22 protein-coding genes, 1 other RNA gene and 1 pseudogene are annotated in these 25325 nt (G+C 60.3%); 9 read left to right on the plus strand and 15 right to left on the minus strand.

The features are described from left to right. Positions 1-443 precede the first annotated feature (443 nt). Entirely contained in the window at positions 444-1778 is a 1335-nt protein-coding gene (locus ACA066_RS27745) for an OprD family outer membrane porin (protein ID WP_497697407.1), read from the minus strand. A gap of 363 nt (positions 1779-2141) precedes the next feature. On the opposite strand from ACA066_RS27745, the gene tauA reads away from it, so the two are divergent. Continuing rightward, on the plus strand, positions 2142-3131 hold the full coding sequence (gene tauA / locus ACA066_RS27750) for a taurine ABC transporter substrate-binding protein (RefSeq protein WP_497697408.1): 990 nt from the start codon (positions 2142-2144) through the stop codon (positions 3129-3131). Positions 3132-3256: 125 nt separating this feature from the next. Here tauA and argA read toward each other — a convergent pair whose 3' ends face one another. Together argA and argE are read right to left on the minus strand one after the other, a co-directional pair. Beyond that, entirely contained in the window at positions 3257-4555 is a 1299-nt protein-coding gene (gene argA / locus ACA066_RS27755) for an amino-acid N-acetyltransferase (protein WP_017341369.1), read from the minus strand. 256 nt (positions 4556-4811) lie between these two features. Then, positions 4812-5981 (minus strand): acetylornithine deacetylase, encoded by a 1170-nt coding sequence (gene argE / locus ACA066_RS27760; RefSeq protein WP_497697409.1) that lies wholly within the window; start codon positions 5979-5981, stop codon positions 4812-4814. Positions 5982-6137: 156 nt separating this feature from the next. Between argE and ACA066_RS27765 the strand changes: the two genes are divergently transcribed. Beyond that, complete coding sequence (locus tag ACA066_RS27765) at positions 6138-7505, plus strand: CYTH domain-containing protein (RefSeq protein WP_497697410.1); 1368 nt, start codon at positions 6138-6140, stop codon at positions 7503-7505. 108 nt (positions 7506-7613) lie between these two features. Here the strand turns inward: ACA066_RS27765 and ACA066_RS27770 are convergent, their stop codons facing one another. Continuing rightward, entirely contained in the window at positions 7614-8078 is a 465-nt protein-coding gene (locus ACA066_RS27770) for an Lrp/AsnC family transcriptional regulator (RefSeq protein WP_102699631.1), read from the minus strand. A gap of 126 nt (positions 8079-8204) precedes the next feature. Between ACA066_RS27770 and ACA066_RS27775 the strand changes: the two genes are divergently transcribed. The 3 genes from ACA066_RS27775 (at position 8205) to ACA066_RS27785 (ending at position 10809) form a co-directional block, all read left to right on the plus strand. Further along, the gene (locus ACA066_RS27775; protein WP_497697411.1) at positions 8205-8543 is read left to right on the plus strand and encodes an ACT-like domain-containing protein; all 339 of its coding nucleotides are present in this window, start codon (positions 8205-8207) and stop codon (positions 8541-8543) included. 90 nt (positions 8544-8633) lie between these two features. Further along, entirely contained in the window at positions 8634-10418 is a 1785-nt protein-coding gene (gene tfpB, locus ACA066_RS27780; RefSeq protein WP_497697412.1) for a type IV pilus assembly ATPase TfpB, read from the plus strand. 73 nt (positions 10419-10491) lie between these two features. After that, positions 10492-10809 carry a DUF2388 domain-containing protein gene (locus ACA066_RS27785; RefSeq protein ID WP_497697413.1) on the plus strand — a complete coding sequence of 106 codons (318 nt, stop codon included), beginning with the start codon at positions 10492-10494 and terminating at the stop codon, positions 10807-10809. Positions 10810-10981: 172 nt separating this feature from the next. Here the strand turns inward: ACA066_RS27785 and gcvP are convergent, their stop codons facing one another. From gcvP to ACA066_RS27835, 10 genes and pseudogenes are all read right to left on the minus strand, one after another. After that, a complete protein-coding gene (gene gcvP, locus ACA066_RS27790; RefSeq protein ID WP_497697414.1) occupies positions 10982-13855 on the minus strand; it encodes an aminomethyl-transferring glycine dehydrogenase in 2874 nt (957 codons plus the stop codon). A gap of 234 nt (positions 13856-14089) precedes the next feature. Continuing rightward, complete coding sequence (gene gcvH / locus ACA066_RS27795; protein ID WP_497697415.1) at positions 14090-14473, minus strand: glycine cleavage system protein GcvH; 384 nt, start codon at positions 14471-14473, stop codon at positions 14090-14092. A gap of 50 nt (positions 14474-14523) precedes the next feature. Continuing rightward, the gene (gcvT, locus tag ACA066_RS27800; RefSeq protein ID WP_497697416.1) at positions 14524-15606 is read right to left on the minus strand and encodes a glycine cleavage system aminomethyltransferase GcvT; all 1083 of its coding nucleotides are present in this window, start codon (positions 15604-15606) and stop codon (positions 14524-14526) included. A gap of 156 nt (positions 15607-15762) precedes the next feature. Beyond that, the gene (locus ACA066_RS27805) at positions 15763-17379 is read right to left on the minus strand and encodes an ABC transporter permease (RefSeq protein ID WP_497697417.1); all 1617 of its coding nucleotides are present in this window, start codon (positions 17377-17379) and stop codon (positions 15763-15765) included. Positions 17380-17597: 218 nt separating this feature from the next. Continuing rightward, positions 17598-18602 carry an extracellular solute-binding protein gene (locus tag ACA066_RS27810; RefSeq protein WP_497697418.1) on the minus strand — a complete coding sequence of 335 codons (1005 nt, stop codon included), beginning with the start codon at positions 18600-18602 and terminating at the stop codon, positions 17598-17600. 267 nt (positions 18603-18869) lie between these two features. Continuing rightward, a complete protein-coding gene (locus ACA066_RS27815; protein WP_497699971.1) occupies positions 18870-20087 on the minus strand; it encodes a 2-octaprenyl-3-methyl-6-methoxy-1,4-benzoquinol hydroxylase in 1218 nt (405 codons plus the stop codon). Between the two features lie 9 nt (positions 20088-20096). Continuing rightward, positions 20097-20204, minus strand: a pseudogene (locus tag ACA066_RS27820) (tetrameric acyl-CoA thioesterase); the annotation flags it as partial. A gap of 19 nt (positions 20205-20223) precedes the next feature. Then, positions 20224-21411: a 2-octaprenyl-6-methoxyphenyl hydroxylase gene (gene ubiH / locus ACA066_RS27825; protein WP_497697419.1), complete on the minus strand. Its 1188-nt coding sequence runs from the start codon at positions 21409-21411 to the stop codon at positions 20224-20226. Beyond that, entirely contained in the window at positions 21408-22742 is a 1335-nt protein-coding gene (gene pepP, locus ACA066_RS27830; RefSeq protein ID WP_497697420.1) for a Xaa-Pro aminopeptidase, read from the minus strand. Before pepP ends, ubiH begins: the two co-directional genes overlap by 4 nt. Positions 22743-22769: 27 nt before the next feature. Further along, on the minus strand, positions 22770-23330 hold the full coding sequence (locus ACA066_RS27835; RefSeq protein ID WP_497697421.1) for a YecA/YgfB family protein: 561 nt from the start codon (positions 23328-23330) through the stop codon (positions 22770-22772). Positions 23331-23544: 214 nt separating this feature from the next. Here ACA066_RS27835 and ACA066_RS27840 point away from each other — a divergent pair, with 214 nt between their 5' ends. From ACA066_RS27840 to ACA066_RS27855, 4 genes are all read left to right on the plus strand, one after another. Continuing rightward, complete coding sequence (locus ACA066_RS27840; RefSeq protein ID WP_003213954.1) at positions 23545-23754, plus strand: TIGR02449 family protein; 210 nt, start codon at positions 23545-23547, stop codon at positions 23752-23754. Continuing rightward, a complete protein-coding gene (locus ACA066_RS27845; RefSeq protein WP_017341388.1) occupies positions 23751-24068 on the plus strand; it encodes a cell division protein ZapA in 318 nt (105 codons plus the stop codon). The genes ACA066_RS27840 and ACA066_RS27845 overlap by 4 nt, the downstream gene beginning before the upstream one ends. Before the next feature lie 30 nt (positions 24069-24098). Next, positions 24099-24277, plus strand: a non-coding RNA gene (gene ssrS, locus ACA066_RS27850) — 6S RNA. A gap of 87 nt (positions 24278-24364) precedes the next feature. Then, positions 24365-24970 carry a 5-formyltetrahydrofolate cyclo-ligase gene (locus ACA066_RS27855; RefSeq protein WP_497697422.1) on the plus strand — a complete coding sequence of 202 codons (606 nt, stop codon included), beginning with the start codon at positions 24365-24367 and terminating at the stop codon, positions 24968-24970. Between the two features lie 35 nt (positions 24971-25005). Here the strand turns inward: ACA066_RS27855 and ACA066_RS27860 are convergent, their stop codons facing one another. Continuing rightward, a complete protein-coding gene (locus ACA066_RS27860) occupies positions 25006-25158 on the minus strand; it encodes a hypothetical protein (protein ID WP_007942433.1) in 153 nt (50 codons plus the stop codon). Positions 25159-25325 lie beyond the last annotated feature (167 nt).

A 25325-nucleotide genomic window follows, 5' to 3' on the forward strand; every position in this document is an offset into this window, starting at 1 on the left:
TTATGTTATTGGTCCAGGATCGAATGCCCTGGATCCTTGAGTTGCGCGATGAGCGCCAGACCGTGCCTCAACGGTCGATCCTGACCTGCCGTGGGCTCCAGAGCCGGGCTGACCACCATTTTTGGGGCTGCGCAGGATACCTGTTCATAAATCAGAAAAGAATCAATTCGTCATTATTCATATCGTTATGGAATATAGATTTGCAGCAGTCATCCGAGCCAAGGCATGGGTATCGGCTCGAAAACCAATTCCTGAAGCTGATCGTCATCGGAGGTTGGACGTGAAGCGGGTCGTGCGGGGGCCTGAGTCTGTCAGGTGGGCTTACTTTAGGGGTTCGCGGACGAATCTAAAAAGAATAAAAAATCATCAGTAGCATATTTTATGGAATATAAAAGTTGACGCGAAAAAAAGCCTCGTCCACTGACGAGGCTTTTTACTACGGCTTACTTGAAGGCGTAGGTGTAGTTGAAGATCAGTCGGGTCTGGTCTTCATCAGCGTTGGTGTTGCCACGATAAGCGCCGTGACGCAGCGTCGTGCCAAACCCTTTAAGTGGACCGGTTTGAATCACATAGTCCACGCGCAGGTCGGTTTCCCGCTCGTTCAGGTCTTCACCCACGCCGCTGACGGTCTTGATATCCCGGCCATACAAGTAAGCAGCCGAAGCTTTCAAGCCCGGCACACCCAATGACGCGAAGTCATAGGAGTACTGACCGTAGGTGGTGTTTTCACCGGCACGGATAAAGCTGCCCACAGTGGCATCGGTGAACGAGTAGAAGCTGGCGCCGCCGGCACCTTCGTTGCGACCGTTGCCATCGACAACGTTAGCCTGGTTCAAAAAGACGAAGCCACCGTCATCGTTGACACGCTGATGGCCGAGCAGGAACGCACTGCCGCCCAGGGTGTAGGTGAACGTGGCGCTCCAGGTCTTGTTATCGACCTCGCCCTTGTTCTTGGCGAAACCGTTGTTGTTGCTGAATTGGTAGCCGGCCTGGCCGTTCTTGCCGTCGGAGCTGCTGTCGAAATAACGAAGATCGGTCTTGAACGACTGGTTGGGTGCGATCGGGTAGACGTGCACCAGACCGAGGAAGTTCTGCTTGTAGTAGTCTTCCAGGTTCGCGTAGTAGTACTGCAGCATCAGGTCTTTAGTGACCTTCCAGTCAGCACCGGCGTAACGGAACTGGTTGCTGTCCTGAGTACCGCCAGCAACGGCCAGTCCGGTGCTGTTGGAGGACGCGCGACCCGTCGCGTGCTCCAACTGACCTACGTTGAAGGTCACGTTGTCGATTTCCTTCGAGGTGATGGTGCCACCTTCAAAGGTTTGTGGCAGAACGCGACTGTCGTTCGCGATCAGGATCGGCATGTTTGGCTGCAGGGCGCCACCGTAGTGAGCCTCTGTCTTCGAGAAGCGTGCCTTGACGTTGCCCGCTACACGGCTCCACGAACTCTCTGCCGAACCATCGGAATCGCTAGGACTGAAGGAGTTGTTGTCCGGGTGATGGCCCTTGCCACCGTCCAGATGGATACCGACCAACGCCTGGGCGTCGATACCGAAACCGACAGTACCTTGGGTGAAGCCCGACTGGTAATCGAATTTGAGGCCTTCAGCGGCTTCTCGCTGACGGTTAGCTGGCGTTTTGGCGCCTTCACGCTTATCCGAGTCGAAATAATAGGTGCGTGAACTAACGGAAGCCTTGCTGTCTTCGATGAAACCGGCGGCGCCTGCCTGCTGCGCCAACACCCCTACGGCCACGGCCAGAGCCAAGGTGGACTTGTTCATGGTGAAGCTCCTCTAGTCTCTAATTCTTGTAGTCCTGGTTCCAGATCAAATGCCCGGAATCCTAAGATGCGCGATTAGCGCCGGACGGTGACTCACAAGTCAATCGTAACTATGTGTGTCTACGACCAAGGTCTAATCCCTGTTTTTTGGTCCATGCAGGGTCATGAGTTCGTCATAAACCTGAAAAGAATGGCTGAATTCTTTTCTCATACCGTTTAGGAATTTAGCTCACCGCTAGGAACCCCCTCAGACTAGAGCGGCCGGCTCATAAGCTAATTCCTAAATGGTATTTATTAGGAATTTTTTAGATCGATTAGGTTTGGAAGCAATTCCGCAACAATTCCCATCGATAAGGCCTACGCCATGACGACCAAGCGCGCACTATCCAGCCCAATTGTTACAGTTTGTGTATCGGTATTATTTTCTTTTTCTGCCCATGCCGCGAACCTCACCGTGGGCTATCAAACCGGCATTGACCCCAGCAAAGTCCCGCAAGCCGATGGCCTCTACGAGAAAACCATCGGCCAGAAAATCGACTGGCGTCGTTTCAACAGTGGCCCGGAAGTGGTGACTGCGATTGCCTCCGGCGATGTGCAGATCGGCAACCTCGGCTCAAGCCCGCTGGCCGCGGCCGCCTCGCGCAATTTGCCGATTGTCGCGTTCATCGTTTCCGCCCAGATCAACGCTGCCGAAGCCTTGGTGGTGCGCAACGGAAGCGGCATCGACAAACCGGAAGATCTGATCGGCAAGACCATCGCCACGCCGTTCGTTTCAACCTCTCACTACAGCTTGCTCGGTGCCTTGAAGCACTGGGGCCTGGACGCCTCGAAAGTCAAAGTGGTGAACCTGCAACCGGCGGAAATCGCAGCCGCCTGGAAGCGCGGCGATATTGATGGCGCGTTCGTCTGGTCACCGGCCCTGGGGGAAATTCGCAAGACCGGCAAGACCTTGACCGACGCCGCACAGGTCGGCCAGTGGGGCGCACCGACCTTCGAAGTCTGGGTCGCGCGCAAGGATTACGCCGAGAAGCATCCGGACGTCGTGGCCAAATTCGCCAAGGTCACCCTGGACTCCTTCGCCGATTACGCCGCGCATAAAGACAGCTGGACCGCTGATTCGGTACCGGTGCAGAAAATCGCCAAACTGACCGGTGCCAATGCCGCCGATGTGCCGGAGCTGCTGGCCGGTTCGGCCTTCCCGGACGCCAAAGCACAACAGACCACCGCGCTGCTGGACGGCGGCACGGCGAAGGCCATTGGTGAGACAGCGAAGTTCTTGAAGGAACAAGGCAAGGTGGAGACGGTGCTGCCGGATTATTCGCCGTATGTCAGCGCGAAGTTCGTCACCGAGTAACACACCGACCTGTAGGAGCGAGCTTGCTCGCGAAAAACGACGGGACAACGCATTCATTCAGGCAGAGCGCGTTATTGTTCACGTTCTTCGCGAGCGAGCTCGCTCCTACAGGGGGCGGCGCTTGATCAAAGGGCTTTTTCGAAGATCTTCGAATTACGCTGATAGTTGTAAAGCGATGCCCGCGCCGACGGCAGGCGCTCGACACTGCTCGGCACGAAGCCACGCTCACGGAACCAGTGGGCGGTCCGGGTGGTGAGGACGAACAGAGTCTTCAACCCCTGTGCCCGAGCGCGGGTTTCGATCCGTTCCAGCAGCTCATCCCCACGGCCACCATGGCGGTACTCCGGGTTCACTGCCAGACACGCCAGCTCCCCCGCATCCGAATCGGCAATCTGATACAACGCCGCGCACGCGATGATCATGCCTTCGCGCTCGACCACGCTGAACTGCTCGATCTCGCGCTCCAGCACTTCGCGCGAACGACGCACCAGAATCCCTTGCTCTTCCAGCGGACTGATCAGGTCCAGCAGACCGCCAACGTCTTCAATCGCGGCTTCACGTACGACCTCGAATTGTTCCTGCGCCACCAGCGTACCGCCACCGTCACGGGTGAACAGTTCGGTCAACAGTGCGCCGTCTTCGACGTAACTGACGATATGACTGCGCGCCACGCCGCCACGGCAAGCTTCAGCGGCGGCATCCAGCAATTCGCCCTGATAGTTATTGCCCAGACGCTGCAAATGCGCCGGCACTTGCTGCGGACGCAGTTCACGAACCAGACGACCGTTTTCATCGATCAAACCCAGGTCGGCTCCGAACAGCAGCAGTTTATCGGCCCCCAGATCAATGGCCGCGCGGGTCGCCACGTCTTCACACGCGAGGTTGAAAATCTCACCCGTCGGCGAGTAGCCCAACGGCGACAACAGCACGATGGAGCGCTCGTCCAGCAGTCGATTGATGCCTTTGCGGTCAACCCGGCGCACTTCGCCGGTGTGGTGATAGTCGACGCCTTCGAGCACGCCGATCGGCCGTGCGGTCACCAGATTGCCGCTGGCCACCCGCAGGCGCGAGCCCTGCATCGGCGACGAAGCCATGTCCATCGACAGGCGCGCTTCGATGGCAATGCGCAGCTGGCCGACCGCATCGATCACGCACTCGAGGGTCGCCGCATCCGTGATGCGCATCCCGTGGTGGTAATGCGGGGTCAGGCCACGCGCGGCCAGGCGGGTTTCGATCTGCGGACGGGAACCATGCACCAGCACCAGTCGCACGCCGAGGCTGTGCAGCAGCACCAGGTCGTGGACGATATTGCCGAAGTTCGGATGCTCCACGCCGTCACCGGGCAGCATGACGACGAAGGTGCAATCACGGTGGGCGTTGATGTAAGGCGAAGCGTGACGAAGCCAATTAACATATTCGGGCATGAACCTGGGCCTGTAATAAATAGCAGCCAAAAAATGGGCGAAACAGAAAACGCACAGCGGGCTGATGGTTATCGTCGGAACAGGCTTGGCGACACGCGCGCTCTCCTCATGAATACGGGTTGGGGCATTGGCAATTTATACGACTTGGTGAACCTGTAGGAGCCGAGCTTGCTCGCGATAGCGGTGGGCCAGGCAACATTGATGTTGAATGTAATGCCGCCATCGCGAGCAAGCTCGGCTCCTACAGGGACTGCGTTTAACTGCCTGGCATTGGCGTTTGGGCCGGCGTCAGACAGTAATGTTCGATCAGTTGCCGTAGTAGATGCACGGTAGGCTGCAAACGTGACATTTCGAGGTATTCCCCCGGTTGGTGCGCGCAGGCAATGTCACCCGGGCCGAGCACCAGTGTTTCGCAGCCAAGACGCTGAAGATAAGGCGCTTCGGTGCCGAACGCCACTGCTTCGGCGCGATGACCGGTGAGCTTTTCCGCGACGCGGACCAATTCGGCGTCTTCGGCCTGCTCGAAGGGCGGCACTTCGGGGAACAGCGGCGCGTAATCGATCTTTACCTGATGGCGTTCGGCAATCGGGTTGAGCTTCTTCAGAATCTCCGCGCGCAACACTTTGGGGTCCATGCCTGGCAACGGACGCAGGTCGAACTCCAGCGAGCACTGCCCGCAAATCCGGTTGGGGTTATCCCCGCCATGGATGCAGCCGAAGTTCATGGTCGGCGTCGGCACGCCGAACTGCGGATTACGGTATTCGCGCTGCCACAGCAGACGCAGTCCGCGCAGCTCGCCGATGGCATCGTGCATGGCTTCGAGGGCGCTATGACCCAGGCGCGGGTCCGAGGAATGGCCGCTCTGACCGAGGATGTCGATGCGCTCCATCATGATGCCTTTGTGCATGCGGATCGGCTTCAGCCCGGTCGGCTCGCCGATCACCGCCGCCCGGCCCAACGGACGTCCTGCTTCGGCCAAGGCACGGGCACCGGACATCGAGCTTTCTTCATCGCAGGTGGCGAGGATCAGCAACGGCTGTTTGAACGGCTGGTCGAGCAAGGGCAGGACGGCTTCGATGGCCAGGGCGAAAAAGCCTTTCATGTCGCAACTGCCCAGACCGACCCAGCGGCCATCGACTTCGGTCAGTTTCAGCGGATCGGTCTGCCACAACGCGCCATCGAACGGCACGGTATCGCTATGCCCCGCCAGCACCAAACCACCGGGGCCGGAACCGAAACTGGCCAGCAGATTGAATTTGCCGGGGCTGACCTGCTGGATATCACAGGCAAAACCCAGGTCGCCGAGCCATGTCGCCAGCAAATCAATCACTGGACGGTTGGATTGATCGAGGCTGGCCTGGGTACAACTGACCGACGGCGCGGCAATCAGCGCAGCGAACTGATCTTTCATGGACGGCAAAGGCATCGCTGACTCCAACTCGCGAATTGAAGTCCATCATAGAGCCATCCGGTGACAGGAATAAACCGTCGCGGACCCTATCCCGGACCAGTGCTGTACACTGCACGACCTTGGCAGCCACACATTCCCCCGGCTGCGCTCCCGATCCTGGATTTTCCGGCCATGCAGAAAGAAACCGAAATCAAACTCCGCGTCAGCCGCGAAACCCTCGCCGCCCTGCGCGAGCACCCGCTACTGAAAAAACGCAACAAAAGTGGCTGGGAACGCCGTGAACTGATGAACCAGTACTTCGACACGCCCGAGCGTGACCTGGCCCGCGCCAAGGTTGCCCTGCGCCTGCGCCGCGATGGCGAAGAAGTGATCCAGACCCTCAAGACCCGTGGCCAGAGCGTCGCCGGTTTGTCCGAGCGTAACGAATACGACTGGAACCTGCCCAAAGCCAAGCTCGACGTGAAGAAACTCGACGGCGAATGCTGGCCTGAAGAGTTGGCCGAGCTGGACAAGAAAACCCTGAAGCCGATTTTCACCACCGACTTCGTGCGTGAACGCGCTGAAATCGCCTGGGGCCGTGGCAAGACCAAAGTGGTGATCGAAGCCGCGCTGGACCTGGGCCACGTCGTAGTCGGCAAGCAGAAAGAAGAAATCTGCGAACTGGAGCTGGAGCTGCGCGAAGGCGAACCGGCCGCGCTGCTGGAACTGGCCGCCGAACTGGCCGCGACCCTGGCCCTGATGCCATGTGACATCAGCAAGGCCGAGCGCGGTTATCGTTTGTATGACGCCAACAGTTACTCGCTGAGCCTGGCGGCGCCGCAAATCACTGCCGAAACACCGCTGGATGACGCGTTCGCCGCGCTGAGCTGGCACTTGCTGAGCAGCAGCCAGCGCCTGGCCGAGCAGTATCGCTTCAATGGCCACTGGCGCCTGTTGCAGGACTGGGTCGAAAACCTCGCTGAATTGCGCGCGCTGCTGAGCAGCCTGGGCCAGGCCGCCCCGCGTCAGTCGACACACGACCTGCGCCTCGCGCTGGATGCGTTGCTCGAAGACTGGCGCCCACTGGTGCAAGCCGGTCAGGACGACGAAGACGTGCGTAAAGCCGCGCCGGAGCAGTTCCTCGAAGAACTCGAAGACCCGCGCTGGGGCCAGTTCTCGCTGAACACTTCGCGCTGGTTGCTGGCCCGCACCTGGGCGGCCGACCGCAATGTTCGCGGCAATCGCCAGGGCGCTGCGCAACTGGGCAGCTGGTTGCCACGCCTGTTGGGTGAAGAAGCCACATCGCTGCAATTGCAGCGTTACCAGCAGCAGCCGGAAGATCTGGCCGAGCAACTGCCGCGCATCGAGCGCATCCAGGCCTGGCTGCACCACGCCCGTCACGTGCTGGAGATCCCGGAAATGGATCGCCTGTACGGTGAGCTGAAGCAACTGGCGCAACTGGCGAACGAGCCGATCACCGATGAATCGCTGGATGCGCGCAAGCAGCAGGCGATTGCGGTTTATCAGAATCGTGCCTGGAAAATGCTGCTGCGCATGTAAGACCGCCATCGCCAGCAGGCTGGCTCCCACATTGGCTTTGTGCACGCCACAAAACCCGTGTGGGAGCTAGCCTGCTAGCGATGAGGCCAGCAAATTCACCCCAAAACTTCAGACTGGCAAACTCGTCGTCGACTTGATCTCCGACAACGCCACAATCGAGTTCACCTCCTGAATCCCCGGCACCATCGACAGCTTCTCAAAGAAAAACCGCTCATACGCCTCGATGTCCGCTGTCACGATCCGCAGCAAGAAATCCACCGACCCCATCAGCACATAACACTCCAGCACCTCGGGAAAGCCGCGAATCGCCTCGGTGAATTCGGTGAAGTTCGAGCGCCCATGGGCGTTGAGTTTGACCTCGGCAAAAATCTGCGTGTTAAGCCCGATCTTCTTCCGATCCAGCAGCGTCACCTGACCGCGAATGATCCCCTCCTCCTTCATCCGCTGAATCCGCCGCCAGCAGGGCGATTGCGAAAGCCCCACCTGTTCGGCGATCTGAGCGCTGGAGAGCGAAGCGTCCTCTTGCAGCAACGCGAGAATCTTGCGGTCGTAGCTATCCAACTCGCTTTGCATAAAAAAACCTTCACTTAGTGGTTTATTGAATTACACGATTCGATAAATCGCCAAATTTCCTCATCATAGATAAGAAATACCCGGCATCGAATGTAAAAATTCCTCCAGTGATTATGGAGACCGATCATGCCGCATCTCGAAGCCGTGAACACCCCGCCCACCCGTGCCGATGTCTGGAACGTCAGCAACGCCCACTGTCGCACTCACTATCAACTGTTGGCCGAGGCCGAGCCGGATCTGCTGTGCCGTGCGCTCAACCTGTTCGCGCTGCAGTGCCTGACACCGCAACAGGTCAACGTGCAGCGCATGGACGATCTGCTGTCGATCGACATCGTCATGGACGGCCTGAGCTGGCACCGTGCGCAAGTGATCGCGGAAAAATTACGTAACCTGATCAGCGTCTGTTCGGTTGAGCTGCAAGCGGCTGATTCTGTGTGGGTTGAAGCGACTCAAGCGACGGGCTGAAAAAACCCGATACGGCTTCGTCGGGTAGTGGCCCAACGGTCAGCGGGTCCACGACTATCCTTTGCGAACTGTTGTTCACGAGGAGCCCGCATGTCCGTTCAACTTGCCATTCAGGACCGCTGGCTGGATCTCAATGATTTGCTGCGCGAACTGGTCACCCAGGGCTTTATCAGCCAGGACTCGGCCGAGCACGCGCTCAACGCCCGCCGCCGTCACGCCACCAATGGCCAGATGCACCCGCTGGAGTTCATCGCCAGCCAGCAACTGGACGACCTCAGTCGTCCCGGCAAACAACTTGACCTGGAAAGCCTGACCCTGTGGTTGTCGCAGCAGGCCGGCCAGCCCTACTTGCGCATCGACCCGCTGAAAATCAACGTCGCCGCCATTACGCCGCTGATGTCCTACGCCTTCGCCCAGCGCCACAAGATTCTCGCGGTGTCCATTGATCGCGACGCGGTGACCGTGGCCAGCGCCCAGCCTTACGTCAAAGGCTGGGAAGCCGACCTGACCCACGTTCTGAAGCTGCCGATCAAACGGGTGGTGGCCAACCCGGTAGACATCCAGCGTTTCAGCGTGGAGTTTTTCCGCCTGGCCAAATCGGTCAGCGGCGCGACCAACAACGATCAACAGGCCAGCACCCTGGGCAACTTCGAGCAACTGCTCAACCTCGGCGCCAGCGACCAGGAGCCGGACGCCAATGACGCGCACATCGTCAACATCGTCGACTGGCTGTTCCAGTACGCGTTCCAGCAGCGGGCCAGCGATATCCACATCGAACCCCGGCGCGAGCAAGGCACGGTGCGCTTTCGCATCGACGGTGTGTTGCACAACGTCTATCAATTCCCGCCGCAGGTGACCATGGCGATCGTCAGTCGCCTGAAGAGCCTGGGACGGATGAATGTCGCGGAAAAACGCAAACCCCAGGACGGCCGGGTGAAAACCAAAACCCCGGACGGTGGCGAAGTCGAGTTGCGACTGTCGACGTTGCCAACGGCGTTTGGCGAAAAAATGGTCATGCGGATCTTCGACCCGGAAGTGCTGCTCAAGGACTTCGATCAGTTGGGCTTCTCCGCCGAAGACCTGCGCCGCTGGCAGGACATGACGAGTCAGCCCAACGGCATCATTCTGGTGACCGGTCCGACCGGTTCGGGCAAGACCACCACGCTCTACACCACGCTGAAAAAACTGGCGACGCCGGAGGTCAACCTCTGCACCATCGAAGACCCGATAGAAATGGTCGAGCCGGCCTTCAACCAGATGCAGGTCCAGCACAACATCGAACTGACCTTTGCCGCCGGCGTACGCGCGCTGATGCGGCAAGACCCGGACATCATTATGATCGGCGAGATCCGCGATCTCGAAACCGCTGAAATGGCGATCCAGGCCGCGCTCACCGGCCACTTGGTGCTCTCGACGTTGCACACCAACGACGCACCCAGCGCCATCAGCCGTCTGCTGGAACTCGGTGTGCCGCATTACCTGATCAAGGCCACGGTGCTCGGCGTCATGGCGCAGCGACTGGTCCGTACGTTGTGCCCGCACTGCAAGGCACCGCTGACACTGAGTGAAGAAGACTGGCAAACCCTGACCAAACCCTGGCAGGCACCGTTGCCGGGCAATGCCCAGCGCGCCATCGGTTGCCTGGAATGCCGTGACACCGGCTATCGCGGCCGCGCCGGGGTGTACGAAATCATGCAACTGACTGACGGCCTCAAAGCGCTGATCAACCCCGACACCGACCTGCTGGCGATCCGGCGTCAGGCGTTCAAGGAAGGCATGCGCAGTCTGCGATTGTCGGGCGCGCAGAAAGTCGCCGCGGGCTTGACGACGATTGAGGAGGTGCTGCGGGTGACGCCGCAGAGTGAGCAGAAGTAGCTGCGACCGTGATGGAACTCGACAGGGCCATTGGCAATCCAACCCGCGTAGATAACCCAGTGGAGTCACCTCTATGCGTCTCAAACTTGCTGTCGCTACCGTTGCCCTGTTGTCCCTTCCAGTCGGTTCGGCAATGGCCGACAGCTTTTGGCGTAACGTCATCTCGTCCGGTGCGACCACCGGTTCCACTTACCTGACGTTCAAGGATCACAAGCTGATCATTGCCGCGCAGGACGATGCCGGCAGTTTTGTTGCCAGTGACGGTGGTATTCGCGGTCCGTATCTGGAAGCTGCGATGCAGAAAGTCCGCGCCGATAATCCTGGCCTGCAGGCCACGGACATGGAACTGGCGAATGCGATCCTGGCGAAGAATGCCGTCGCGTCGGAATAAGTTTTACTGCTGAACAAAAATGCCGCTCACATGAGCGGCATTTTTTATGCCCAACACAATTCCAATGTGGGAGCGAGCCTGCTCGCGATAGCGGTGGATCAGTCGACATCATCAGCGACTGATCCACCGCTATCGCGAGCAGGCTCGCTCCCACATTAGATCGGCGTCGCCCTCAGCGGTAATCATCCACCGGGACGCACGCGCAAAACAGATTCCGATCCCCGTAAACGTTATCCACCCGATTCACCACCGGCCAATATTTGTGCGCCTTGGTGTGCGCGTCCGGCGTAACGGCCTGCTCGATGGTGTACGGCCGCTCCCAAACCCCGGCGATGTCGGCCAGTGTGTGCGGCGACCGTTTCAGCGGGTTGTCCTCGGCCGGCCAGTTTCCGTTCTGCACCTCAGTGATTTCTGCGCGAATGCTCAGCATCGCCCCGATAAAGCGGTCGAGCTCAGCTTTCGATTCACTTTCGGTCGGCTCGACCATCAAGGTCCCCGGCACCGGAAACGACATGGTCGGTGCATGGAAGCCATAGTCCATCAGGCGCTTGGCCACGTCCTCTTCGCTGATGCCGGTCAGTGCCTTGAGTGGCCGCAGGTCGAGAATGCATTCGTGAGCCACCCGCTCGTTGCGTCCGGTGTAGAGCACCGGGAATGCACCGGACAAATGTTGCGCCAGGTAATTCGCAGCGAGGATCGCCACCTCGCTGGCGTCTGCCAGTTGCGGTCCCATCATGGCGATGTACATCCAACTGATCGGCAGAATGCTCGCGCTGCCCCAGGGCGCCGCACTGACTGCGCCGTTCTGCGGCAACGGACCTTCAATCGCCACCACCGGGTGATTGGCCACGAACGGCGCCAGGTGCGCCCGCACACCAATCGGCCCCATGCCCGGCCCGCCGCCACCGTGGGGAATGCAAAAAGTCTTGTGCAGGTTCATGTGGGAAACGTCGGCACCAATGTCCGCCGGCCGCGCCAACCCGACTTGCGCATTGAGGTTGGCGCCATCCATGTACACCTGGCCGCCGTGGCTGTGGATAACTTCACAGATCTCACTGATGCCTTCCTCGTACACGCCGTGGGTCGATGGGTACGTCGCCATCAGGCAGGCGAGTTTATCGCCCGCCTCGGCAGCCTTGCCTTTCAGGTCTTCCAGATCGACGTTACCCGCCTCATCGCACTCGACGATCACCACGCGCATTCCGGCCATTTGCGCCGAGGCCGGGTTGGTGCCGTGGGCCGAGGACGGGATCAGGCAGATATCCCGCGCACCTTGATGACGGCTCTCGTGGTATTTGCGGATCGCCAGCAATCCGGCGTATTCGCCTTGGGCGCCGGAATTGGGCTGCATGCAGATCGCATCGAAACCGGTGATCGCGCAGAGCCAGCGCTCCAGCTCTTCGATCATCAGCGCATAACCGGTCGCCTGCTCTTTCGGCACAAACGGGTGCAGGTTGGCGAACTGCGGCCAGGTGATGGGGATCATCTCGCTGGTGGCATTGAGTTTCATGGTGCAGGAGCCCAGCGGGATCATGGACTGGTTGAGGGCAAGGTCCTTGTTTTCGAGCTGCTTGAGGTAACGCAGCATCTCGGTTTCGCTGTGATGAGCGCTGAATACCGGGTGACGCAGGTAAGGCGAGGATCGTTGCAGTCCGCCGGGGATGCCGGAAGGAAGCGTTTCAGCGTCCAGGTCGTCGACATTCAGCCCATGATCGGCGCCGAGAAATACATCGAACAGCTTGGCAACGGTGGTTTCGTCGGACGTTTCGTCGAGGCTCAGCCCCAACTGACCGCGTCCGAGAATTCGCAAATTGATTTGCGCGGCCTGGGCGCTTTCGATGATCGCCGTCTGAGTGCCGCCCACCTCAAGCGTCAGCGTGTCGAAAAAGTGTTTGTTGAGTCGGAGGATGCCGTTGCGTTCCAGGCCCGCAGCGAGGATGCACGTCAGTCGATGAACCCGCTGGGCAATTCGTTTCAGCCCTTCCGGCCCGTGATAGACCGCATAGAAACTGGCGATGTTGGCCAGCAGCACCTGAGCGGTGCAGATATTCGAATTGGCCTTCTCCCGGCGAATGTGTTGCTCACGGGTTTGCAGGGCCATGCGCAAAGCGGTGTTGCCGCGAGCATCTTTTGATACGCCGATGATTCGTCCGGGAATCGCCCGTTTGTATTCATCGCGACTGGCAAAAAACGCCGCGTGGGGCCCGCCGTAGCCCATGGGCACGCCGAATCGCTGGGAGGAGCCAAACACCACGTCGGCGCCCAACTCTCCCGGCGGAGTCAGTAACAACAGGCTCAGCAGATCGGTGGCGACGCAGGCCAGGGCTTGCTGGGCATGCAGGTGATCGATCAACGGGCGCAGATCACGTATCTCGCCATGGGTGTCGGGGTATTGCAGTAGCGCGCCGAACACCTGGTGCTGTTTCAAGTTATCCACAGCGTCGATGATCAGCTCGAAACCGAAACCTTCGGCACGGGTCTGCACCACGGAAATGGTCTGCGGATGACAATTCTCATCCACAAAAAACAGATTGCTCCTGGACTTCGCGACACGCTTGGCCAGGGCCATGGCTTCTGCCGCCGCCGTGGCTTCATCCAGCAACGAGGCGTTGGCCAGCTCCAGGCCAGTCAGGTCGATGGTCAATTGCTGGAAATTCAGCAAGGCTTCGAGTCGGCCTTGGGCAATTTCCGGTTGATACGGCGTGTAAGCGGTGTACCAACCGGGGTTTTCCAGCACGTTACGCAGGATGACGGCCGGCGTGATCGTGCCGTGGTAACCCATGCCGATCAGGCTGCTCCAGACCTGGTTCTGCTTGGCGTAACCACGCAGTTTGGCCAGCGCGGCTTCTTCATCGAGGGCGGGCGGCAGGTCGAGCGCCCGGTTCAGGCGAATCCCCGGCGGCACCGTCTGCTCGATCAGCTCGACGCGGCTGCCAACGCCGAGGCTGTCGAGCATCGCCTGTTGCTCGGCGGCATCGGGCCCGAGGTGGCGGCGAAGGAAGGCATTGGGGTCGCGTAACTGGCTCAGGGACGGCAACTGGGACATGACGGGCTCTCTCTTGACTGGCGCTCAACGTCGATGCAACACGGTCAAACCAGCATAGCAGCCGCTGCCAACAGCGAACCTTTGTAGGAGCGAGGCTTGCCCGCGAAGGCGTTGCGTCAGCCAATCAGCTATCGACTGACACACCGCCTTCGCGGGCAAGCCTCGCTCCTACAGGGATTATCGTCAGGCAATAAAAAGCCCCGACGGATCGAGGCTTTGGGTGACGCTGAGGGCTTATTCGCCGATGGCGGCCTTGTAGCCCGCGGCATCGAGCAGCTTGTCCAGATCGCTAGCGTTGCTTGGCTTGAGCTTGAAGATCCAGGCACCGTACGGGTCGGAGTTGAGCAGCTCCGGATTAGCGCTCAGTTCTTCGTTGACCGCAATCACTTCACCGGCAACCGGGGAGTAGATGTCGGAAGCGGCTTTGACCGACTCAACCACGCCGGATTGATCACCGGCAGCGAAGACGGTTCCGACTTCGGTCAGCTCGACGAATACCACATCGCCCAAGGCTTCCTGAGCGTGATCGCTGATGCCCACGGTGACGGTGCCATCGGCTTCCAGACGGGCCCATTCGTGACTTTCGGCAAAACGCAGGTCGGCAGGGATATCGCTCATGTTCTGTGTCCTCAAGAAAATTGTCAGCGGTCGTTGCCCGCCAGAAAAGGTTAGATCAAGGTTTTGCCATGGCGTACGAAGGTCGGTTTGACCACTCGGACCGGGTACCATTTGCCACGGATTTCCACTTCCGCGCGGTCGGCAGTCGCCATCGGCACGCGCGCCAGTGCAATCGACTTGCTAAGCGTAGGAGAGAAACTACCACTGGTGATCTCCCCTTCGCCAACATTGGCGATGCGGACCACTTGATGAGCGCGCAAAACCCCGCGTTCCTCAAGGACCAGACCGACCAGTTTGTGCTGCACACCACCGGCCCGCTCGGCTTCCAGGGCCGCACGGCCGATGAACTGACGAGTGGCCGGTTGCCAGGCAATGCTCCAGGCCATGTTTGAAGCCAGCGGCGAAACGTCTTGATGAATGTCCTGACCGTAGAGGTTCATGCCGGCTTCGACACGCAAGGTATCCCGTGCCCCGAGCCCGATCGGCGAAATGCCCGCGCCCACCAGATCGTTGAAGAAGCCCGGCGCCTGATCGGCCGGCAGAATGATTTCCAGACCATCCTCACCGGTGTAACCGGTGCGCGCGATGAACCAGTCACCGTCAGGCTGACCTTCGAACGGCTTGAGTAGCTGGATCAGGTTGCCGCGAGACTGGGTGACCAGTTCGGAGATTTTGTGTCGGGCATGCGGGCCTTGAATGGCCAGCATCGCCAGCTCTGAGCGCTCGATGAGCTGCACATCGAAGCCGACAAGATGAGCCTGCATCCACGCCAGGTCCTGATCGCGGGTGGAGGCGTTGACCACCAGGCGATAACCATCGTCGAGGCGGTAGACGATCATGTCGTCGACGATACCGCCGCGCTCGTTGAGCATGGTGCTGTACAAGGCACGGCCGGGGCTGTGCAGGCGCTCGACGTCATTGGCCAGCAAATGCTGAAGCCAGGCCTTGGTCTGAGCGCCGCTGACATCGATCACGGTCATGTGGGATACATCGAAAACCCCGCAATCGCGGCGCACCTGATGGTGTTCCTCGACCTGCGAGCCGTAATGCAGAGGCATATCCCAACCGCCAAAATCGACCATCTTCGCGCCGAGGGCGAGATGAAGGTCATACAGAGGCGTACGCTGTCCCATGGGTTTCTCCTTCCGGGCGTGGCGAGGGTGCGGGCCGGTGCTACACGGGGTGAAAGCCTTGAAACAGAAGGCTTTCAGCCGATTTCAGCTACCGGGTCTGTAGGACGGACCGCACCGAATGCCGCGCATTGTAGCCTCAAGGTGTAGGACTGACACCTAGGTGTTTAGATGCGCCGAACGTCGAATCAATCCGATGACCGGTAACAACCCGACCAGAACCAGCGTCAACGCCGGCAACGACGCCCTCGCCCACTCGCCTTCGCTGGTCATTTCAAAGATGCGCACGGCCAGCGTGTCCCAGCCAAACGGGCGCATCAGCAGGGTCGCGGGCATTTCCTTGAGAACGTCAACGAACACCAGCAGCGCAGCACTCAATGTGCCGGGCAGCAATAACGGCAGATACACTTTGAAAAACAGTCGTGGCCCACTGACCCCAAGGCTACGTGCTGCTTCGGGCAAAGATGGCCGTATTCGCGCCAAACTACTTTCCAGCGGTCCATAAGCCACCGCGATGAAACGCACCAGATAGGCCAGCAACAAGGCCGACAGACTGCCCAACAGCAACGGTTTTCCGGCTCCGCCCAACCATCCCGACAGCGGAATCACCAGCTCGCGATCCAGATAACTGAAGGCCAGCATGATCGACACCGCCAGCACCGAACCCGGCAACGCATAGCCGAGGTTGGCCAGGCTGACACCGGAACGAATCGCCCGGGTCGGCGCCAGGCGCCGGGCAAACGCCAGCACCAGCGCAACGCTGACGGTGATCAACGCCGCCATGCCGCCCAGATACAGCGTATGAACAATGAGCCCGGCGTACCGCTCATCCAGATCGAAACGGCCGCGCTGCCAGAACCACACCACCAGTTGCAGCACCGGAATGACGAAGGCGCAGGCAAACACCAGCCCGCACCAACTCATCGCCGCCAACGCCTTGAAACCGCGCAAGTGATACAACGCCTTGACCCGCGGCCGCTCATTGCTCGCCCGATTGGCACCACGGGCACGGCGCTCGCCGTACAGCACGACCATCACCACCAGCAGCAACAGGCTGGCCAGTTGCGCGGCGGTGGAGAGGCTGAAGAATCCGTACCAGGTCTTGTAGATAGCGGTCGTGAATGTGTCGAAATTGAACACCGACACGGCACCGAAATCCGCCAGGGTTTCCATCAGCGCCAACGCCACGCCAGCACCAATGGCCGGCCGCGCCATCGGCAAGGCGACTCGCCAGAACGCTTGCCACGGCGATTGCCCCAGGACTCGCGCCGCTTCCATCAGGCCTTTGCCCTGCGCCAGGAACGCGGTGCGTGCCAACAGGTAAACGTAGGGATAAAAGACCAGCACCAGAACGAGGATGACACCGCCCGTGGAGCGCACTCGCGGTAACCGCAGGCCGGTGCCGAACCATTCGCGCATCAGGGTTTGCACGGGGCCGGCGAAATCCAGCAGGCCGACGAAAACGAAAGCCAGCACGTAAGCGGGAATGGCGAACGGCAGCATCAACGCCCAATCCAGCCAGCGTCGACCGGGAAATTCGCAGAGGCTGGTGAGCCAGGCAAGACTGACGCCCAACAGCGTTACACCGACACCGACGCCGAGTACCAGGGTCAGCGTGTTGCCCAGCAGGCGCGGCATCTGGGTGTCCCAGAGGTGGGACCAGATTTGATGATCGATGGTTTGCCAGGACATCAGCAAAACGCTGAGAGGCAGCAGGACCAGCGCAGCGATGGCGAAGACCAGGGGATACCAGCGGCGTTGGGCGGGGTGGGCCAAGGAGATTCTCTAGTCAATGCGGGCCACTGGCCGGGAAGCCAGCGATTTTACTCTGTGGCGAGGGGGCTTGCCCCCGTTGGGCTGCGCAGCAGCCCTAAAACCATTCAACCAAATTGAATCAGTTACTAATGCGTTTATCGATTTTACGACTGCTTCGCAGCCGAACGGGGGCAAGCCCCCTCGCCACAGGTGACCCACTCACTGCAATAACAGTGGCGTCAGTTCCAGCCAGCCCGATCCATCATGCGAATCGCTTCAGCCTGACGTTTGCCGGCGACTTCCACAGGTAAAGTATCGGCGACGAACTTGCCCCAAGCGGCGACTTCCGCGGACGGCTGCACCGCAGGGTTGGCCGGGAATTCCTGGTTCACGTCGGCAAAGATCTTCTGCGCCTCAGGCGTGGTCATCCACTCCACCAGGGCCTTGGCAGCTTCCGGGTGCGGCGCGTGTTTGGTCAGGCCGATGCCCGACAGGTTCACATGCACGCCACGATCACCCTGATTCGGCCAGAACAGCTTTACCGCCAGGTCAGGCTTCTGCTGGTGCAGACGGCCGTAGTAGTAAGTGTTGACGATGCCGACGTCGCATTGGCCGGCGCTGATCGCTTCCAGCACCGCGATGTCATCAGAGAACACGTCGGTGGACAGGTTGTTGACCCAACCCTTGAGGATCTTCTCGGTCTTGTCGGCACCGTGCACTTCGATCATGGTGGCCGTCAGGGATTGGTTGTAGACCTTCTTCGCCGTACGCAGGCAGAGGCGGCCTTCCCAGTTTTTGTCGGCCAGACCTTCGTAAGTGGTCAACTCGCCCGGCTTCACCCGGTCCGTGGAGTAAGCAATGGTTCGGGCCCGCAGGCTCAGGCCGGTCCAGGCATGAGAAGCCGCGCGGTATTGCAGCGGGATGTTGGCGTCGATGGTTTTCGAGGTGAACGGTTGCAGGATGTCCATCTGCTCCGCTTGCCACAGGTTGCCGGCATCGACGGTCAGCAGCAGGTCGGCGGTGGCGTTCTCGCCCTCGGCCTTGATGCGCTGCATCAGCGGCGCTTCCTTGTCGGTGATGAACTTCACCTGCACGCCGGTTTTCGCGGTGTAGGCATCGAACACCGGTTTGATCAGCTCGTCGATACGCGAGGAGTAAACCACCACCTCGTCAGCGGCCTGGGCGGCAGTGCTGCCAATCAGGGTCAGGGCAAGGGCGGTCAGTAGACGCTTCGGTGCCAACATGGGAGCGATCTCTCGATTTGAAAGTGAGGACAAATGATAAGGACTCACATTTACGTTCTCAATCGATCAGTTTGCGGAGGAGTTACCAGATGTTGCACAACTCGAATGGCTGAGAAAATGTGGCGAGGGGGCTTGTCGGATCGCCGCACCGCCCCGTTCGAGCGCGAAGCGGTCGCAGATCGGATTGCTAGGTTTGCCTGGAGAAATGCTGGGACTGCTTCGCAGTCCAACGGGGGCAAGCCCCTTCGCCACAGGGCCATGCCCACATCAGGCCTTGGCCAATGCCGGCAAATCCCCGATCAACCCCAGCGCCTCACGCACAAACAACGCCTTGGCCTCCGGCATCTGATCAACCATCTTCAACCCGGCATTGCGCAACCAGCGCACCGGCAATGGATCTGCCTGGAACAAACGCTCGAAGCCTTCCATCGCCGCCATCAACGCCAGATTGTGCGGCATGCGCCGACGCTCGTAGCGGCTCAGCACTTTCACGTCTGCCAACCGCTCGCCACGCTCGGCCGCTTGCAGCAGCACTTCGGCGAGCACGGCGGCATCGAGGAAACCGAGGTTCACGCCCTGCCCGGCCAACGGGTGAATGGTGTGCGCCGCATCGCCGATCAGCGCCAGGCCTTCAGCCACGTAGCGCTTTGCATGGCGCTGGCGCAGCGGCACGCAGAGACGCGGATCGGCGCTGAGCACCGAACCCAAACGGCCCTCAAAAGCTTGCTCCAACTCGCGACAGAAGCCTTCGTCATTCAGCGCCATCAAGCGTTCGGCCTCACTCGGCGTGGTCGACCAGACGATCGAACACCAATCCTGCCGACCGTCCCGCTCCAGCGGCAAAAACGCCAATGGACCCTGATCGGTAAACCGCTGCCAGGCCGTCATTTGATGAGGTTGTGAGCTGCGCACGCTGGTGACGATTGCGTGATGCATATAATCCCACTCGCGCGTGGCCACGCCGGTCAGGCGCCGCACCGCCGAGTTGGCACCGTCCGCCGCGATCACCAACGGCGCCCGCAACGTACGGCCATCGGCCAGGGTCAGCAGCCAGTCGTCGCCGGAGCGGCGCATCTGTTCCAGACGCGCATTGGCCAGCATTCCCAGGTCGCAGTCGTGCAAGCGGTCGAGCAAGGCGTCCTGAACCACGCGGTTCTCGACGATATGCCCGAGCACGTCGGCGTGAACGCTGGTGGCCGAGAAGTGGATCTGCCCGGTGCCGCTGCCGTCCCACACATGCATGTCGGTGTAAGGACTTCTGCGTCGGCTGGCGATGCCATCCCAGACCCCCAGCCGCTCGAGAATCCGCTGGCTGGCGGCCGACAAGGCGCTCACTCTCGGTTCGAACGGCGCCTGCCCGTCGAAGGGTTTGACGCTCATCGGGCTGCCGTCCAGCAGCAGGACTTCCAGCCCGCTGTGCTGTAACGCCAGCGCCAGGGCGCTGCCGACCATTCCGGCCCCGACAATCAGCAGATCTGCGCGCATTTCCATGCTTTAAGCCTGTCTCGCTTGCGGCTTGAGCCGCACGTAAAGGGTTTTCCGGACCCGCGCCACCAGGGTGCCGGCGCCGTCGTGGATATCGACCTGCAATTGCGGCAGGTAGTGTGCTTCAGTCAGCCCCTCAAACATCGGGACGCGTACCCAGTCCCATCGCCTGCCGGGCAAACCAGCGCTTGGCCGGCGGCAGCAGATCGAGGCCGAGCAGGCCAATGTTACGGCCCAGCGAGACCAGCGGTTGAGTACTGCCGAACAACCGCGTGACCTGATCGGAAAACCCCACGGTCAGGTTCTGATCCAGACGCTGGCGCTCGCGGTAGGCCTGCAAGGTCGCAAAGTTGCCGGGCGCTTTCTCGCTCGCCAGCAGCGCATCCGCCAACGCCTGCGCATCACGCAGGGACAGGTTGAAACCCTGGCCGGCAATCGGATGCAGGCTGTGGGCGGCGTTGCCGAGAATCGCCAGATGCGGACGCACCTGTTCTTCGGCTTCAATCAGCGTCAGCGGGTAAAGATGCCGCGCGCCGACCTGTTTCAAGGTGCCGAGGCGATAACCGAACACGCCCTGCAATTCGCTGAGAAAACTGCGTTCATCAAGGGCGGCCAGCCGTTGCGCGTCCATGCCCAGACGGGTCCAGACCAGGGCGCAGCGGTTTTCCGGCAGCGGCAACAACGCCATCGGGCCGTCGTCGGTGAAACGTTCGAAAGCCATGCCGTTGTGCGCTTCGCTCGGGGTGATGTTGGCGATCAGCGCGCTCTGGTTGTACGGGCGTTTTTTGATACCAATCCCCAGTTGCTCGCGCAGGCCGGAGCGGCCGCCATCCGCCAGCACCGCGAGGTCGCATTCCAGGACGGTTTCATCATTGAGGGTCAGGCGATAGCCATCGGTCAACGGCTCCATGCGCGTGACTTCCGCCGGGCAGCGCCAGGTGACCACGTCCTTGTCCAGACCTTGCCAGAGGCATTGGCCGAGCCAGGCGTTTTCCACCACATAGCCCAGCGCCGGCACACCCTCTTCCATCGCCGACAATCGCGCGGTGGAGAAACGACCACGGTCGGAGACTTGAATCTGCTTGATCGGCTCGGCGCGGCGGGAGATTTCCTGCCACACGCCCAACCGTTGATAAATCTGCTTGGCGCCGTAGGACAGCGCCGAAGACCGGGCGTCGTAACTCGGTTGGTAGGTGTGGCCGGGGGCGAACGGTTCGATCAGCACGATCTTCCAGCCACGAGCCTTGGCCCCGGCCTGCAGCGCCAACGCCAGGCTCGCGCCAACCAGGCCGCCGCCGATGATTGCCAGATTGACTCGACTCATGCTGCTTTTGTCCGCGCTTCAGCCATCAAGGCCTCAATCTCGGCGACCGTTTTCGGTACGCCATGGGTCAGGATTTCACAGCCGGTTTTGGTGACCACGACGTCGTCCTCGATGCGCACGCCAATGCCGCGCCATTTCTTCGCTACGCTCTGGTTGTCCGGGGCAATGTAGATCCCCGGTTCCACGGTCAGCGCCATGCCGACTTCCAGCACGCGCCATTCACCGCCGACCTTGTACTCGCCGACGTCATGCACATCCATGCCCAGCCAGTGCCCGGCGCGGTGCATGTAAAACGCTTTATAGGCTTCGCCGGCGATCAGCTCGTCGACGTCGCCCTGCAACAGGCCCAGTTTCACCAGCCCGGCAGTGATGACTTTAACCGTGGCTTCGTGCGCCTGGTTCCAGTGTTTGTTCGGAGCGATTTCGGCGAAGGCTGCTTCCTGCGAAGCCAGCACCAACTCGTAGATCGCCTTCTGTTCCGCGGAAAACTTGCCGTTGACCGGCCAGGTGCGTGTGATGTCGCTGGCATAGCAGTCGATCTCGCAACCGGCGTCGATCAGCACCAGATCGCCGTCCTTGAGCACCGCGTCGTTCTGCTGGTAATGCAGGATGCAGCTGTTGCGCCCCGCCGCGACGATCGAACCATAGGCCGGCATCTTCGCCCCGCCCTTGCGGAACTCGTAATCGAGCTCCGCTTCCAGACTGAACTCATGCAACCCGGCCCGGCTGGCCTGCATCGCTCGGATATGCGCCTGAGCGGAAATCCGCGCGGCTTCGCGCATCACCTTCACTTCTGCCGCCGATTTATACAGACGCATGTCGTGCAGCAGATGATCCAGCGCAACGAATTCGTTCGGCGGCTGGGCACCGAGGTGCGCCTTGGAACGGATCACGTTGATCCAGTCCATCAGGTGTCGATCGAACTCCGGGTTGCTGCCCATGGCCGAATACACCCGGTCGCGGCCTTCAATCAGGCCCGGCAGGATGTCGTCGATGTCGGTAATGGGGAAAGCATCGTCGGCACCGAAGTCGCGGATCGCGCCTTCCTGACCGGCACGCAGGCCGTCCCAGAGTTCTCGCTCGGCATTGCGTTCACGGCAGAACAGCAGGTATTCGCCATGCTCACGCCCCGGCATCAGCACGATAACGGCTTGCGGCTCGGGGAAACCGCTGAGGTACTGGAAGTCACTGTCCTGGCGGTAAACGTGCTCGACATCGCGATTGCGGATGGCTACCGCGGCGGCGGGCAAAATGGCGATGCTGTTGGGCTCCATCTGCGCCATCAAGGCCTTGCGGCGACGGCTGTATTCCGATTTCGGGATATGGATCATGGGCAGATGGCTTTCCCTGGCTCGCGATTAATGCAACGACGGTTTGGCGGCAGCCGGCGCGTCCGGCTTCCTGGTTTCGGAAAACAGCAGCAGCGGCGCGACACGCAGGTACTCCATCACTTCCATGTAGTCGCTTTCGCCGTCGTCGGACTCTTCCAGCGCGTCTTGCACCTGGGCGATGGCCGCCAGATCCTGCAACACTTCGGTGGCCTCGGTGCTCAGCATGCTGCTGTCACGGCAGTTCAGGCCGAAACCGCTGAGGAAGCCCTGGCACCATTGGCCCAGTGCGGCGGCACGCTCAGCCAGCGGCTCGTCATCCGTCGGCAGCAGCAGAACGACGGTCACGTCGTCGCCGGTGAGCTCGCCCTTGACCATCTCTTGCAGGCCGATCAAGGCGTTGCGAACGTTGTCTTGCGGCTCGCCTTCGAGCAGCTCGGCGGCATCAACCAGCCAGCCTTCGGCATCGAAGCCGGCACCGGCGCAACTGCGTCCGAGGAGCAGGCCATGCAGTTCGGCAGGCGAGACGTTATGACCGCTGGAAGTCAGCAGGGTGGCGAAGGCTTTGTACGGGGAATTCTGAATGGGCATGGGCAGCTAGGCGCCAGACGGCGCTATGTCTAGAATGAAGGCCTTGTATCCTACATCGACTACCCCTGTAGGAGCGAGCGTGCTCGCGATGGTCGCCAACGATAACGCTGGGCCGCTGATACCCCGCGGCGTTCTCGGGTGCATCGCGAGCAAGCTCGCTCCTACACAGCAGTCCGCCTGCTACCATCCATCAGACTCAATTTCAGTGGACACAATGGAAGACACCGACCTGCAAGCGCTGATGGCCAGACTCGAACTGCTGATTAATCGAGTCGAGCAACTTAAGAGTCAAAACGGACTCCTATTAGCTCAGGAAAAGACCTGGCGCGAGGAACGCGCTCACCTCATTGAAAAGAACGAAATCGCCCGGCGTAAGGTCGAATCGATGATTTCGCGCCTCAAGGCCCTGGAGCAAGACTCATGAGTTCAAGCAATAGCGTTACCGTGCAGATCCTCGATAAAGAATATTCGATCATCTGCCCCCAGGAAGAGCGCAGCAATCTGGTGAGCGCTGCCCGTTACCTGGACGGCAAGATGCGCGAAATCCGCAGCAGCGGCAAAGTCATTGGCGCCGATCGCATCGCCGTGATGGCTGCGCTGAACATCACGCATGACCTTCTGCATAAGCAAGAAAGTCCGGATGTGCAGGTCAGCGGCTCGACCCGTGAGCAGGTTCGCGACCTGCTGGATCGCGTCGATCTGGTGCTCGCCACCGATCCGGACGTCACCAAGGGCTGATTCGCCGGACCGCTTGGGTTATACTCGCAGCACTCCCTGGGGTGCTTGCCAGTTGACCACGTCCCTGAGCCGATTCGCACTACCCTGGAGGCTGCACGTTGGGCTGGTGTGCATGTCCGCTAGACGGAAAGCCTTAAAGCCTACTGCATCTTCCACCTTGAACTTTCGGGTTCAAGGGCTAAGTCAGCAGCGGTTCATCCGGGGAGCCTGATTCCAGTCCGATGCCGGTTTAAATACCGGCATCGGCTTTTTTACGGGTACGCTTTGTGTACTCGACCCTTCTGAAGCCCGAATCCATGACCGAACCTGCGCTGCTGCCCCGCCCGCAACTTCGACGCATGCTGCGCAAGGCCCGCCGCGCACTGACACCCAATCAGCAACGCCAGGCCGCTCGCGGGCTGTACAAGCAATTGGCCCAGCAGCCGTTGTTTCGCCGCGCAAAACATATCTCCCTGTACCTGCCCACCGACGGTGAAATCGACCCCCGCCTGTTGCTGCGTGCTGCGCAACGTCAAGGCAAGGCGACTTACCTGCCGGTGCTCAGCGCCTGGCCGCGAACCAAAATGGTGTTCCAGCGGATTCGTCCTGGCGAAAAACTCAAACCCAACCGTTTTCGCATTCTCGAACCCAGGCACAACCTCGCCCGACAACGCAAAGTCTGGGCGCTCGATCTGGTGCTGTTGCCGTTGGTGGGATTCGACGATGTCGGCGGCCGACTCGGCATGGGCGGCGGTTTCTATGACCGGAGCCTGGCGTACCTGGCGCGACGCAAAAACTGGCGCAAACCGACGCTATTGGGCCTGGCCCATGAATGTCAGAAGGTCGAACGTTTGGCTCAAGCGAGCTGGGATGTGCCGTTGCAAGGAACGGTTACGGACAGGGCCTGCTACTTCGCAAGTTAGACGCCACTGGAATCAGCGGCGTCGAAAAGACAGGATCAGCGCTTGAAGGCCGACGGCTGTTGTTGCTGCGCGATTTCAATCGGCGCATCGGTCTTGTTGTTCCACAGGCTTTGGGCATAGCCAGTGGTCACGACGCCGAGGCCAAACAAAATAACCAAAATCCATAGTAAATCCGGTTTGCGTTTCATCGATTGCCCCCCAAAGGCACATCAATACGATGACAGCAGCGGTTTCCGTTGTAGGTGTAGGCCGTGCAGCAGCGTCAAGCTTAGAAGGCCGGCATTCTGCGACAACGTGAACTGACACGCAAACGCTGGCGTCAACCGACTGTCGGTTTGTCATAAAATTGCCCGAC

The sequence above is a fragment of the Pseudomonas sp. LBUM1651 genome (assembly GCF_059716135.1).